The sequence below is a fragment of the Microbacterium sp. Se63.02b genome (assembly GCF_014171575.1).
In the GTDB taxonomy this organism is placed as follows: domain Bacteria; phylum Actinomycetota; class Actinomycetes; order Actinomycetales; family Microbacteriaceae; genus Microbacterium.
In genome coordinates this window covers 499,436-512,421 of the sequence record NZ_CP050453.1, presented here as the reverse complement: position 1 = coordinate 512,421, position 12,986 = coordinate 499,436, and the positions used below count along the sequence as shown (strand labels likewise).

The following is a 12,986-nucleotide window of genomic DNA, read 5'->3' as shown; positions in this document are numbered from 1 at the left end:
GCCTCATCGACGTCGGCGCCGTCGGTCGACTCGGCGACCAGCGCCCCGAGCTCGTCGCGGATCGCCCAGTGGACGCGCTCGGTGTCGTCGTCGCCGTCCATGCGGTCCGTCACGGCGAGCTGGAGCACCGAGAGCAGGAGGTACTGCACGAGCCCCGCACCCACGGCGCCCTGATCCCAGCTCTGGAACCGTGCTCCGGCGACCAGGAGGATGTCGGCGTACTTGGCCAGCTCGGAGGGAGAAGCTCGTCACACCGACCACCGTGGCTCCCGCCTCCCGCGCAGCCGCAGCAGCAGCCAGGGTGACCATGTTCGCGCCGCTCGAGCTGACCACGACGCAGACGTCGCCGGGCCGGAGGACCCTGGCGGTCAGCTGCTGGGAGACGCCGTCGGCCGGCGCCTCGCAGGGCCTGCCGTTGATCGTGAGCTTCAGCGCGATGCCCTGCGCCGCGGGGCCGGACGCCCCGGTGCCGACCAGTAGCACCCGGGGAGCGGCGACGATCGCGTCGGCCGCCGATTCGAAAGCCGCCGTATCGACCGACGCCAGAGACGTGCGCAGGATCTCGCCCGCGCCGTCGGCGATCCCCTGCAGCCACCCCGCCGTCCCCGCCTCGCGGGAGCGTGACGCCCTGGCCGCCGCCCCGAGGTCGCGCACCAGGAGCATCCGCAGGTGCTGGAAGCCCTGGAACCCGAGCGCCTGACAGGTGCGACTCACGGTCGGCGGCGAGGTCTCCGCCGCAGCGGCGAGGTCGGCGCCCGACATCTCCACGACGTCTTCCGGACGCTCGGCGCAGATGCGCGCCACCCGCTGCGCACTGGGGATGAGCGAGGGCAGCACGGAGAGGATGTGATCGATGGTCCCGCCGATCGGCGGCTCGGCGATGCGAACGTTCATGGGTTTCGGTCTATCACGTGTCGGTGCCCGCATCGCGACGCCGAGGTGAACGACGGCACGATGCGGGCGGCGGATGGCGGAGGGGTCAGAGCGTCACGCCCATCGCGTCGAGAGCGATGCGCGCCGGCTCGACCTCGAGGAACTCGGGCTCGACGATGTCGAGCGGGGCACGGAACGAGGGCAGCACCCGCTCCCCCAGCTCGTACTCGACCACGCCGAGCTGCGCGAGACCGGGGCCCACGATGTCGGCCGACACAGCCCCTCGGTGCACGAACGCAGTCGAGGGCGCCGATACGACCGCGGCGCCCTCCCGCTCGGTGAGGGCGTAGTGGTGCAGGTGTCCACTGCCGAATGCGCGCACGTCGAGCTGGGCGAGCACCGCCTCGAGGCGCGGGAGCGAGTCAGGACCGACCGTGAGGTGCGTGTTCTGGTACTCGGGCGCATACGCCCACACGGGCTTGTGGGTGAAGACCACGACAGGGCGCGGGCCGACCTGCCCCGGAAGCGACTCGAGCCACGTCCACTGCTCCGCCTCCTCCGGCAGGCCGGAGTCGAAGAGCTCGCTGTTGAAGCCGACCACCGCCCAGCCGTCGACGACCTCGACGAACCGGTCGATGCCGAAGTGCGCGCGGAATGCGGCGATCCGGTCGCTCGTCACCGGACGGTCGCCGAAGGGGTCGTCACCCGGCTCCCCCACGTCGTGGTTGCCCGGCAGGACCAGCAGCGGCGCACTGATCCCGGCCAGGATCTCCTTCGCGGCGACGCGGTCGCGGTCCTCGTCCGGGTCGAGGATCGTCACGTCGCCGGTGTGGACGACGAGGTCGGGCTCCATGTCGTTGATGAATGCCACGAAGCGCTCGGCGTTCGACGACGGGCTGCCGCCCAGGTGGCTGATGTGGGTATCGGTGATCTGGACGAGCTTCATGGCCTGCTCCGCATCTGTGAGGGATGCCGCGGGTGCGACGCCGCCAGGCTAGGCGGCGTCGGTGACGGCAGCTCCAACATCAGGTGAACGCTTCATCCACCTGTGATCAGAATCGTGAAAGCGACTTACCACCCCGTGCGAGGCGTCAGGGACGCACCGGAAGCACGTCCTCGAGGTCGGCGCGGGTGCCCGAGGCGTGGATGCGTCCGGACTCGGCGGCATCCGCCCAGCGCTCCGCGCCGGTGGCGACGCCGATCCACGTCACCGCGTCCATCTCGACCACGTTCGGTGGAGTGCCCCGCGTGTGACGAGGGCCCTGGATGACCTGCACCGCACCGAACGGGGGCACGCGCACCTCGACGCTGTTGCCCGGTGCCTTCTCGTCGAGCAGCTGGAGCAGGTACCGCACGGCGGTGGCGAGGTCGGTGCGCTGCGGCTTCACGCCTCCGGCGGCCGCTGTCCGCACGGCGTCGAGCGCGGCACGCCCATCGGCGACGTCGATCTTCCTGGCCATTCCTCCAGCCTAGGACCGGGAGTCCGTGCCGAGTCATAAGCTCGGACGCATGAGCATGCATCCCCAGGGCGCCCGCGCCGAGCTGCTCGCCGCGGTGGCCGATCACTCGTGGGGCGTTCGCGTCCCTCAGCTCGCCGATCCGCACAGCGCCAACGATGCCGCCGTCCTCATCCTGTTCGGCGTGCTCGATCGCATCCCCGCACCCACCGCCGACGCTGCGGTCGCCCGCGACCTCGACGTCCTGCTGCAGCGTCGCGCGCCCACTCTGTCGTCGCACCCCGGCCAGGTCTCGTTCCCCGGCGGACGCGTGGAGACGGACGACGCGGATGTCGTCGCCACGGCGCTGCGCGAGGCCGAGGAGGAGACCGGACTCGATCCCCGCGGTGTCGAGATCCTCGCGACGCTGCCCGCCATCCCGCTCGCCGCGAGCAACCACCTGGTCACCCCGGTGCTGGCGTGGTGGCAGTCGCCGTCGCGGGTCGTCGCGGTCGACCACGCCGAGACGGTCGAGGTCTTCCGGGTCCCCGTCGCACAGCTGCTCGACCCCGCGACCCGATTCACGTCGACCCTGTCCCGGATGGGCCACACCTTCCGCGGACCGGCATTCGACGTCGACGGCACGATCGTCTGGGGCTTCACCGCGATGGTCCTCGACGCCCTCTTCGACGCGGCCGGGTGGACGGTGCCGTGGGACGCGGCGGTGGAGCGTCCGATCGAGCTCTGACCCGCCCCTCCGGCTCGGGCCGAAACCCGGACCGCGACCCTCGGTAGTCTGGACGGGTGAAGATCCTCGTCCTCGGTTCCGGTGCCCGTGAGCACGCGATCATCCTCGCCCTGCGGGCAGAGCAGACGGAGCACGAGATCTTCGTCGCTCCCGGCAACGCGGGAATCGCGCAGGACGCGACCCCCGTCGCGCTCGATCCTCTCGACGGCGCGGCGGTCACCGCGTTCTCCCACGAGCACGCCATCGACCTCGTCGTCGTGGGCCCCGAGGCCCCGCTCGTCGCCGGAGTCGCCGACGCTCTGCGCGTGCGCGGCATCCCCGTCTTCGGCCCCGGCAAGGCGGCCGCGCAGCTCGAAGGCTCGAAGTCGTTCGCGAAGCGGGTCATGGACGCGGCGGGTGTGCCGACCGGTCGCGCGCTCCGCGCCGCCAGCACGGCAGAGGTCGAGGCCGCGTTCGACGACCTGGGCGCACCCTATGTCGTCAAAGCCGACGGTCTCGCCGCGGGCAAGGGCGTCATCGTCACCTCCGACCGCGTCGAGGCGCTGGCCCACGCCGAGCAGTACCTCCCCGCCGGCCCGGTCCTGATCGAGGAGTTCCTCTCCGGGCCCGAGGTCTCGCTGTTCTTCCTGAGCGACGGCGACACGGTGCGCGCCCTCAGCCCCGCGCAGGACTTCAAGCGCGCGCTCGACGGCGACGCCGGACCCAACACCGGCGGCATGGGCGCCTACTCTCCGCTGCCCTGGCTGGCCGAGCAGTTCGGCAGCGAGAAGGCGTTCGTCGAAGAGGTCACCCGTGACGTGGCACTCCGGTGGTGTGGCAGCTCGACGCCGAGGGCACGCCGTTCATCGGACTGCTCTACGCCGGGCTCATCCTCACCCCCGCGGGTGTGCGCGTGATCGAGTTCAACGCCCGCTTCGGCGACCCCGAGACGCAGATCGTGCTGCCCCGCCTGGTGACCCCGCTGTCGGAGCTGCTGTTCGCCGCGGCATCCGGCACCCTCGAAGACCAGCCCGAGCCCGTTTTCAGTGACGATGTGGCGATCACGGTCGTGCTCGCCAGCGAGGGCTACCCCGAGGCGCCGCAGACCGGTCGACCGATCGAGGGCCTCGCGGATGCCGCCGCCGTCGAGGGCGTCCGCCTCGTGCATGCCGCGACCGCGAGCCCCGATGCCCCCGGCGGCAACCTCATCGCGACGGGCGGCCGCGTGCTGAACGTGGTGGCGGTGGCCGCGGACTTCCGCACCGCGCGTGACCGCGCCTACGAGGCGATCTCCCACATCCGCCTCGAGGGATCGCAGTACCGCACCGACATCGCCGCCCGCGTCGCCGAGTAGCCCCCGGGTCCGCACCCGCACCCACCCCTCGGGTGCGTCCGCGGATTTCGGCCGAATGCCGACAGGAATCCTGCCAACGTGAAGCGCTGCGGTTGACATCTCGAGCTTTCTTCAAGAAAGTGGGCGGATGCCGCTCCGCTCCGACTGGTCGTCCGCGACCTGCCCGATCGCCCGCTCCGCCGACGTGCTCGCCGATCCCTGGGTGCTTCTGATCCTCCGCGAGCTGTTCTCCGGCCGCACGCGTTTCGACCAGCTGCGTGACACGACGGGCGCCGCAGACTCCGTGCTCTCCCGTCGCCTGAACGCCATGACGGAAGCCGGGCTCCTGGCCCGAGAGCACCCCGGCGACACGCGCAGCGGCTATCGACTGACCGATGCCGGACGCGAGACCCTTCCGATCCTGCACGCCTATGCGCGTTTCACCCGCCGCACCGATCCGGAGGGTCCTTGGGGACTCACAGTCGGCTGCGGACGTTGCGGCACCCCCGCCGAGTCGGCCGACTGGTGTGCGGTCTGCGCCGCCCCGCTCGATGCCGACAGCACCCGCTGGAGCCGGCGCAGCATGGGCGCGGAGCCTTCGCCCTCTTCACCGGACGCACAGCATGACCGCCGAGTCCGTCGAGGACCCGTCCGACGCCGCGGGTCCGACCGACCACGCCGCGCCCCGCACCCGCCGCGTCCACCCCGCCTGGACCGTCGCGCTCGTCGCGTTGATCGCCCTGATCGGCGCGGCCGGTTTCCGCGCCGCACCCGGAGTCCTGATGGTGCCGCTGCAGGACGAGTTCGGCTGGACCACCGCCGAGCTCTCGCTCGCCGTGACCGTCAACCTGCTGCTGTTCGGGCTCACGGCCCCGTTCGCGGCGGCGCTCATGCAGCGCTTCGGCATCCGTGCGGTGACGGTCGTCGCGCTGTTCGTGATCGGCGCAGGCTCGGCCCTCAGCGTCTTCGTCGCCACTCCTGGGCAACTCATCCTCACCTGGGGCGTGCTGATCGGCCTCGGCACCGGATCCATGGCCCTCGTGTTCGCTGCCACCATCACCGACACGTGGTTCGCCACTCGGCGAGGGCTGGTCTCCGGGGTGCTCACCGCGGGCAGCGCCACCGGGCAGCTCATCTTCCTCCCCGTGATCGCGACCGCCGCCGAAGACATCGGATGGCGCGGCGCCTCCCTCATCATCGCGGGCGGCGCCCTCGCGGTGATGCCGCTCGTGTGGATCTTCCTGCGCAATCGTCCGAGCGACCTCGGCGTCGCGCGCTACGGCGATACCGCACCCGTCGCGGCTCCCGTGGACACTCCCGAGGCTCGGCGTGGGGCGCAGCTCGACTGGCACTGACCACACTGCGGGATGCCGCCAGGACGAAGACCTTCTGGGCCTTGGCGATCGGTTTCGCGATCTGCGGCGCGACGACCAACGGCCTCATCGGCACGCACTTCATCCCCAGCGCGCACGACCACGGGATGGCGACCACGACCGCCGCGGGCTGCTCGCGGTGGTCGGCGTCTTCGACATCGTGGGGACCGTGTTCTCTGGCTGGCTCACCGACCGCGTGAATCCGCGCATCCTGCTCGCCGCGTACTACGCGCTGCGCGGAGTGAGCCTGCTGTTCCTGCCCAGCCTGCTCTCGGCCGAGGTGCAGCCCAGCATCATCGTCTTCATCGTGATCTACGGGCTCGACTGGGTGGCTACCGTGCCCCCGACGATCGCCCTGTGCCGCGAGGTGTTCGGCGACAGGGGTCCGCTCGTCTTCGGCTGGGTGTTCGCGGCGCACCAGGTCGGCGCCGGGATCGCCTCGGTGCTCGCCGGACTCGTCCGCGACCATACCGGGCACTATACGTTCGCGTGGTTCGCCGCCGCGGGCCTCTGCGCCGTCGCCGCTCTCGTCAGCGCGACGATCCGTCGCCACCCCGCCCCGGCGCGCCGTTAGCACCGCCCCGCCGCGGCCGAGTGCACGGGAACCTGTCGAGTGCACGGCTTCGCGACGCGAACATCCCGTGCGCTCGACGAGAACCCGTGCACTCGGGAACACCCGCGCACTCGGCGCGCCGCGCTACAGCACCTTCGAGAGGAAGTCCTGCAGACGTTCGTTCTTGGGGGATCCGAAGAGCTCGGCGGGCGCGGCCTCTTCGACGACGACGCCGCCGTCCATGAAGACCGTGCGGTCGGACACCTCACGGGCGAAGCCCATCTCGTGCGTCACCAGGACCATGGTCATACCGCCATCGGCCAGATCACGGATGACCTGCAGCACCTCGCCGACCATCTCGGGGTCGAGGGCGCTCGTGGCCTCGTCGAAGAGCATGATCTCGGGGTCCATCGCAAGGGCACGGGCGATCGCGACGCGCTGCTTCTGCCCTCCGGAGAGGGATGCCGGCTTGGCATCGGCCTTCTCGGACAGCCCGACCCGCTCGAGGAGCGACAGGGCCCGCTCGCGCGCCTCGGCCTTCGAGAGCTTCCCGCACTCGACCGGCGCCAGCGTGATGTTCTCCAGCACGGTCATGTGCGGGAACAGGTTGAAGTGCTGGAACACCATGCCGATGCGCTGGCGCACCTCGTCGAGCTTGACGCTCTTGTCGGTGAGGTCGACACCGTCGATGATGACGTGCCCGGATGTGGGCTCCTCGAGCTTGTTGAGGCATCGCAGCAGAGTCGACTTGCCCGAACCGGACGGGCCGATCACCGCGACGACCTCGCCGTCCTCCACCGCGAGGTCGATGCCCTTGAGCACCTGGTTGTCCCCGAAGGACTTGTGCAGATCCTTGACCTCGATCTTGCTCATGCGTTGAACGTCCTCTCCAGGCGGTTCGCGAGCAGCGTCAGCAGCGTGATCACGACGAAGTAGATGATGGCGACGATCGTCAGGACCTGGGCCGACAGGTACGTCGACGCGATGATCTGACGGGAAACGAAGGTGAGCTCGGCGAGGCCGATGACGCTGATGAGCGAGGTGTCCTTGAGGGTGATGATCCCCTGGTTCACGAACGACGGGATCATGATGCGGAACGCCTGCGGCAGCACGACCTTCTGCATGGTCTTCCAGCGTGAGAGTCCCAGCGAGCGCGATGCCTCGGCCTGACCGGGGTCGACTGCCTGGATGCCGCCGCGGATGATCTCGGTCATGTACGCACCGGTGTTCAGCGACAGCGTGATCGCTCCGGCGACGAACGGATCGAACTTGAGATCGGGGATCAGCTGCGGGATCGCGAAGAACACGAAGAACGCCTGGATCAGGATCGGCGTCCCGCGGAAGACGTAGACGTAGGCCGTCGCGATCCAGCGGAACGGCGCGAACTTCGAGATGCGCCCGAACCCGAAGACGATGCCGAGGATGAAGGCGGCGACCACCGCGACGATCGTGGCGAGGATGGTGAGCCAGAGGCCCTGCATGAGAGCGGGCCAGTACTTCACCGCGACCGAGATGATGTCGGTGGGCTGCGCCGCCTGCGCTTCGTCGCCGGACGCGAGGTACGTGTCGACGATCTCGTCGTATTCGCCCGAGTCCTGGAGGTTGGCGAGTCCGGTGTTGAACATCTCCAGGAGCTCGGTGTTCTGCCCCTTGTTGACCGCGAACCCGTATTCGCCGCCCAGCTCCGGTTCGCCCACAAGACGGAAGCCGGACCCCTGCTGGATGCCGTACGCCAGCACCGGGAAGTCTTCGAAGTAGCCGACCGCCTGGCCCGCCTTGACGGCATCGACCATGTCGGTGGTGTCCTGATACGGCGTGACCCGGAAGCCGAACTCGTCTTTGTTCTCGTCGGCGAAGGTCTGTCCCTGGGTGCCCGTCTTGACGGCGACGGTCTTGCCGTCGAGGTCGTCGAGGGACTGGATGTCGCTCGCCTCGAGCACACCGAGCTGGATGCCGCTCGTGAAGTACGGCTCGCTGAAGTCGAAGGTCTTCTGCCGCTCCTCCGTGATCGACATGCCGGCCATGACCGCGTCGACCTGGTTCGACTGCAGGGCCTGCACGGCGGCGTCGAACCCGAGCTGGCGGATCTCGACCTCGAACCCCTGGTCCTTCGCGATCGCGCGGAGCAGGTCCATGTCGATGCCGACCAGCTCGCCGTCGGCGTTCGTGAACTCGAACGGCGCGAACGTGGTGTCGGTGCCGATGACGTACTTCTCGCCGTCGTTCGCGGCGGTGGCGGGGGCGGCTCCGGCGAGGAGCGCCCCGACGGCGACGAACGCGACGAGGGCGGCGGCGCCCACGGTGCGTGCGGCCCCACGCAGGCGGCCGGGCACGGCGGATGGATTTCGGATCACGACGTGTGCTCCTCGAGTCGACAGCAGCGACCGGACGACCGCCGGGAATCCACCTAACCCTGCCCGGGCGGACCACCAGAATTCCGGTGCGGCCGCCGCGGGGCTCAGCCGACGGGAAGCCGCACCCCGTCGTCCGATCGAAGCAGTGCAGCCGCGCGCCGCGGTGGTCGATCATCACGGCGTCGCCGACGTCGTACGATCCGAAGCCCGGCACGCGCACCAGGAACTCGAGATCGCCGACCGCGACGTGCACATCCGACACGTTGCCCAGCGGCTCCACGGCGACGACGTGGCCGTGCGGATCCTCTCCGGGGAGAGGCGCACGCACGTCGCACTCCTCCGGGCGCAGACCCGCGCGGATCTCGTCCTGCCCGACGGCGCCGATGTCGAGCGCGAACGCGGTGCCGGGAAGGACGTAGCGCCCTTCCTCCTGCCTCTGCACCGTGAACAGGTTCATGCGCGGCTTGCCGACGAACGAGGCGACGAACTCGGTCGCGGGCTCGTGGTAGACCTCGTAGGGGCTGCCGTACTGCTCGAGCCGCCCCCTGCTCATCACGGCGATCCGGTCGGAGAGCGTCATCGCCTCCTCCTGGTCGTGCGTGACGTACACGCTCGTCGCGTTGAGCTCGCGGTGCAGTACCTTCAACTCGCTGCGCGTCTGATCGCGCAGCAGGGCGTCCAGGTTCGACAGCGGCTCGTCGAACAGGAACACCGCCGGACGCCGCGCGATGGCCCTGGCCAGAGCCACGCGCTGACGCTGCCCTCCGGAGAGGCTCTTGGGCTTGACGTCGAGCACGTGGTCGATGTCGAGCCTGCGCGCCGCATCCACGACCCGCCGATCGATCTCGTTCTTGGGCACCTTGCGCATGCGCAGGCCGAACGCGATGTTCTCGTACACGCTCATGTGCGGATACAGCGCATAGTCCTGGAAGACGAAGGCGAGGTCGCGCTTGTCGGGGTCGAGGTCGTCGACCCGGCGCCCGTCGATGAGGATCTCGCCGCCGGAGATGTCCTCGAGCCCCGCGATCATGTTGAGCGTGGTCGTCTTGCCGCACCCCGACGGGCCGAGCAGCGAGACGAAGTGCCCGTCCTCGATCACGTAACTGAGGTCGGAGACCGCTTTGCGCGCCTCGTGTCCCCGCTTCGGACGTCCGTAGGTCTTCTCGACGTCCACCAATTCGATCTGAGCCATGATCAGCCTTTCACCGCACCCTCGGTCATGCCGCGGATGATCCACTTCTGTGCCACGAGCGTCAGGATCAGGACCGGGATGGCCGTGATCACGCCTGCTGTCGCGGCGGACGTGTAGTCCATCGCGAACAGCCCTTGGAATGCCGCCGTCTTCACCGGCAGCGTCACCGCGTTGTTCGACGTCAGGACCTTCGCGAGGAAGAAGTCGCTCCAACTGGTGATGAACGCCAGGATCGCGGTCGCCGCCATGCCGGGCGCCGCCAACGGGAAGGCGATCCGGTACATGATCTGAAGCCGGTTGCAGCCGTCGATCCGCGCCGCGCGCTCCAGGCTCGGCGGGATGTCCTCGAAGAATCCGACGAGCATCCAGATCACGAGCGGGAGGATGAACGCCGTGTACGTCGCGATCAAGCCGAGGATCTGGTCGTACAGGCCCACCGAGCGCAGCAGGATGAACAGCGGAACGGCCAGCACGATCACCGGGATCGCCTGCACCGTCATCATGCTGAGCAGCAGCGGCTGGCGCCCGCGGAACCGGAAGCGCGCGATCGCGTAGGCGCAGGCCGCGCCGACGGTCATGCAGATGATCGTGGTGGACAGCCCCACGATCGCCGAGTTCGCCATGGGGATGAGGAACGTGCCGTCTGACAGCAGCTGGATGTACGACTGCACCGTCAGGTTCGACGGCGACAGATCCGGTGTGCGTCCCTGCAGGGCGCTCGACGGATAGACGCTGAAGACGAACATCCACAGGAACGGGGCGAGGAAGAACGCCATCACCCCGATCAGCAGGATGCCGCACACGACGGCCGTGAGCCGTCTGCGCCCGCGTCGGGACACCCTCCTGGCGCGGGGGCGCTGCGCCGTCACCAGCGCGGTGGTGGTCAGGTCAGGCATGCGATTCCCTCCTCTTCCTGCGGAAACCGCCGAACAGCAGGATCCAGAACACGGCGACCACGAGCACGAGGATCATGATCCCCACGGCCATCGCGGAACCGTAGCCGCGGTCGAGATTGCTGAAGTTGACCAGATACGCGAGGAAGTTGATGGTCGTCGTCCCCTCGGCCGGCCCACCGGAACCGCCGGTGAGCACATAGATGGTGTCGAACACCTTGAGCGACCACATCGACTGCACGATGAGCGCGAACATCAGCGCACCGCGCATGTTGGGCAGGGTGATGCGCCAGAACGCCCGCCAGGGGCCCGCCCCGTCGATCGCCGCCGCACGATAGAGGTTCGACGGGATGCCCTGCAGCGCCGCGAGCATCAGCAGGCACAGGAACGGCAGCAGCTTCCACATCTCGGCGAACACCAGGATGTTCATCGCCAAGGCGGGGTCGCTGAGCCACTGCACGTTCTCGTCGATGAGACCGAGGCTGCGCAGGACCGTGTTGGCGATGCCGGTGCTGCCGTCGAAGATCAGCTTCCACATGATGCCGTTCACCACCGGCGGCACCGCCCACGGCACGAGCAGCAGGACGCGGGCGAGCGTGCGCCCGCGGAACTCCCGGTTCAACAGCACCGCGATCGCGACCGCCAGCGCGACACCCCCGATCACGGTGATCACCGAGAAGTACGCCGTGCGCTCCATCGCCCGGTGCACAGCCGGGTCCGTCATCAGCTGCCCGTAGTTCTGCAGACCGATGAACGGATGCTCCATCCCGAGCTTGTCGTTCCATTCGTGGAGCGACATGAACACGGCGTACCCCATCGGGTACCCCAGCAGCATCACGATGATGAGCACCGCCGGGGCGATCAGCATCATACCGAAGCGCAGATCGCGCCGACGACTCCTCTCCGCGAGGTTCACGCCCATGTGCCCGCCCCTACTTCAGGTACTTCTTCACGAGGTCCTCCGCGGTCTTCTGCGCCGAGGCGAGGGCCTCCTTCGGCGACGTCTTGCCGTTCATCGCGTTGATGAGCTGCACGGAGAGCGCCTGGTCGAGCTCGTTGGACCATGGGGTCCCGTAGCGCTTGGTGACGTAGTCCGTCGACTCCTCATAGGTCGAGAGGATGGGCAGCGCCTCGCGTGCGGCCGGGTCGGCGAGCACGGTCTGCGACACGGGGAACCAGCCCTCCTTCTCGACGATGTCGGTCTGCACGTCGCCGGTCGTGACGAACTGCAGCCACGCCAGCGCCGCCTCCTTGTTCTTCGAGAACTTGCTGATCGCGAAGCCCTCGGAGCCGTCGATCGATGCCGAGCGCACGGAGATGCCGGGGAGCAGGCCGTTGCCGACCGAGGCCGCGGTCGCGGCGCCGTCGGCCGTGGCCACCGCGTACTGGAACGGCCAGTTGAACACCATGCCGGTGTTGCCGCGGGCGAAGAGGTCGGCGAGGTCGGAGGCGTTGGTGATCTGCAGCGACGACGGGTCCATGACCTTGTGCACCTGCAGCAGCTCGACGAGCTTGGTGAGGGCTTCGACGCCTTCTTCTCCCGCGAAGGTCGGCCGGTAGTCGGCGTCGTAGAACTCGCCCCCGTTCAGCAGGAGCATGCGCAGGAAGTTCTGGTACGCCCCGGCCGGGTTGCCCATGTCGCAGGCGTAGCCGTAGCGGTCGCCGGTGGTCAGGGCCTTCGCGGCGGCGACGAACTCGTCCCAGTTCGCGGGGCCGACTTCGGGGTCGAGGCCCGCCGAGCCGTACAGGTCCTTGTTCCAGAACATGGTCTGTGCACTGACGAACTTCGGCAGGCCGTAGACCTTGCCGCGCCAGGAGACGGCGTCGAGGGCCGGCTGGATGAGGTCCTTGGGGATCGCCGAGGAGTCGAGCTCTTCGAGCCAACCCGCCTGCCCGAACTCGGCCGACCATCCCGCCCAGGTCATCACGACGTCGAACGACGAGTCCTGCGCGGCGAACATCGTCGCCATCTTGTCGTGCAGGTCGTTGAAGTTGCCCTGCTGGTAGGTGACCACCTTGATACCGGTCTTCTTCTCGAACGCGGCGATGGCCTGATCCTTGAAGACGCTGTTGGTGTTGTCGTCGAGGATGCTGATCTGTCCGGACGGCGTGCCGCCGCCGGAGAGCGGTGCACCGCTCTGCTGCTCTCCTGGCGCGCACCCGGCGAGGGCGATCGCGCCAACGGCCAGTCCGCCGAGCTGGAAGACCTGACGCCGGGAGAATCCCCGGCTCATCGACGATGATGCATTCAT

At 68.9% G+C, this 12,986-nt stretch carries 10 protein-coding genes and 3 pseudogenes; 5 read left to right on the top strand and 8 right to left on the bottom strand.

The window, feature by feature from the left end:
* Positions 1-3: 3 nt before the first annotated feature.
* The 3 genes from G4G29_RS02570 to G4G29_RS02560 form a co-directional block, all read right to left on the bottom strand.
* Positions 4-894, bottom strand: a complete 891-nt coding sequence (locus G4G29_RS02570) for a MurR/RpiR family transcriptional regulator (protein ID WP_183151745.1) — start codon at positions 892-894, stop codon at positions 4-6.
* Positions 895-979: 85 nt separating this feature from the next.
* A complete protein-coding gene (locus G4G29_RS02565) occupies positions 980-1,819 on the bottom strand; it encodes a metallophosphoesterase (RefSeq protein WP_183151744.1) in 840 nt (279 codons plus the stop codon).
* 145 nt (positions 1,820-1,964) lie between these two features.
* Complete coding sequence (locus G4G29_RS02560; protein WP_183151743.1) at positions 1,965-2,333, bottom strand: sterol carrier family protein; 369 nt, start codon at positions 2,331-2,333, stop codon at positions 1,965-1,967.
* Positions 2,334-2,382: 49 nt separating this feature from the next.
* Here G4G29_RS02560 and G4G29_RS02555 point away from each other — a divergent pair, with 49 nt between their 5' ends.
* The 4 genes and pseudogenes from G4G29_RS02555 (at position 2,383) to G4G29_RS02540 (ending at position 6,316) form a co-directional block, all read left to right on the top strand.
* On the top strand, positions 2,383-3,057 hold the full coding sequence (locus G4G29_RS02555; RefSeq protein WP_183151742.1) for a CoA pyrophosphatase: 675 nt from the start codon (positions 2,383-2,385) through the stop codon (positions 3,055-3,057).
* 56 nt (positions 3,058-3,113) lie between these two features.
* Positions 3,114-4,390, top strand: a pseudogene (purD, locus tag G4G29_RS02550) (phosphoribosylamine--glycine ligase).
* Positions 4,391-4,517: 127 nt separating this feature from the next.
* Positions 4,518-4,802: pseudogene (locus G4G29_RS21110) on the top strand (helix-turn-helix domain-containing protein); the annotation flags it as partial.
* A 190-nt stretch (positions 4,803-4,992) separates the two neighbouring features.
* Positions 4,993-6,316, top strand: a pseudogene (locus tag G4G29_RS02540) (MFS transporter).
* Positions 6,317-6,439: 123 nt separating this feature from the next.
* Here G4G29_RS02540 and G4G29_RS02535 read toward each other — a convergent pair.
* Both G4G29_RS02535 and G4G29_RS02530 read right to left on the bottom strand, forming a co-directional pair.
* Positions 6,440-7,168 carry an amino acid ABC transporter ATP-binding protein gene (locus G4G29_RS02535; protein ID WP_183152739.1) on the bottom strand — a complete coding sequence of 243 codons (729 nt, stop codon included), beginning with the start codon at positions 7,166-7,168 and terminating at the stop codon, positions 6,440-6,442.
* The gene (locus G4G29_RS02530; RefSeq protein WP_183151741.1) at positions 7,165-8,649 is read right to left on the bottom strand and encodes an amino acid ABC transporter substrate-binding protein/permease; all 1,485 of its coding nucleotides are present in this window, start codon (positions 8,647-8,649) and stop codon (positions 7,165-7,167) included. Before G4G29_RS02530 ends, G4G29_RS02535 begins: the two co-directional genes overlap by 4 nt.
* Before the next feature lie 145 nt (positions 8,650-8,794).
* Here G4G29_RS02530 and G4G29_RS23300 point away from each other — a divergent pair, with 145 nt between their 5' ends.
* Positions 8,795-9,958, top strand: a complete 1,164-nt coding sequence (locus G4G29_RS23300; protein WP_274601211.1) for a hypothetical protein — start codon at positions 8,795-8,797, stop codon at positions 9,956-9,958.
* Here G4G29_RS23300 and G4G29_RS02520 read toward each other — a convergent pair.
* Genes G4G29_RS02520 through G4G29_RS02510 form a run of 3 tightly spaced genes read right to left on the bottom strand, consistent with a single transcriptional unit; the run spans position 9,844 to position 12,986 of the window.
* Entirely contained in the window at positions 9,844-10,737 is an 894-nt protein-coding gene (locus tag G4G29_RS02520; RefSeq protein WP_183151740.1) for a carbohydrate ABC transporter permease, read from the bottom strand. The genes G4G29_RS23300 and G4G29_RS02520 overlap by 115 nt on opposite strands.
* Positions 10,730-11,656 (bottom strand): sugar ABC transporter permease, encoded by a 927-nt coding sequence (locus G4G29_RS02515; protein ID WP_183151739.1) that lies wholly within the window; start codon positions 11,654-11,656, stop codon positions 10,730-10,732. Before G4G29_RS02515 ends, G4G29_RS02520 begins: the two co-directional genes overlap by 8 nt.
* Positions 11,657-11,666: 10 nt before the next feature.
* Positions 11,667-12,986, bottom strand: coding sequence for an extracellular solute-binding protein (locus G4G29_RS02510; protein WP_183151738.1), 1,320 nt, complete (start codon positions 12,984-12,986; stop codon positions 11,667-11,669).

Excerpts from the sequence above, each read along its gene's own strand:
- G4G29_RS02570 (WP_183151745.1), bottom strand. The coding sequence starts at position 894 with ATGAACGTTCGCATCGCCGAGCCGCCGATCGGCGGGACCATCGATCAC.
- G4G29_RS02565 (WP_183151744.1), bottom strand. The coding sequence starts at position 1,819 with ATGAAGCTCGTCCAGATCACCGATACCCACATCAGCCACCTGGGCGGC.
- G4G29_RS02560 (WP_183151743.1), bottom strand. The coding sequence starts at position 2,333 with ATGGCCAGGAAGATCGACGTCGCCGATGGGCGTGCCGCGCTCGACGCC.
- G4G29_RS02555 (WP_183151742.1), top strand. The coding sequence starts at position 2,383 with ATGAGCATGCATCCCCAGGGCGCCCGCGCCGAGCTGCTCGCCGCGGTG.
- G4G29_RS02535 (WP_183152739.1), bottom strand. The coding sequence starts at position 7,168 with ATGAGCAAGATCGAGGTCAAGGATCTGCACAAGTCCTTCGGGGACAAC.
- G4G29_RS02520 (WP_183151740.1), bottom strand. The coding sequence starts at position 10,737 with ATGCCTGACCTGACCACCACCGCGCTGGTGACGGCGCAGCGCCCCCGC.
- G4G29_RS02515 (WP_183151739.1), bottom strand. The coding sequence starts at position 11,656 with ATGGGCGTGAACCTCGCGGAGAGGAGTCGTCGGCGCGATCTGCGCTTC.
- G4G29_RS02510 (WP_183151738.1), bottom strand. The coding sequence starts at position 12,986 with ATGAATGCATCATCGTCGATGAGCCGGGGATTCTCCCGGCGTCAGGTC.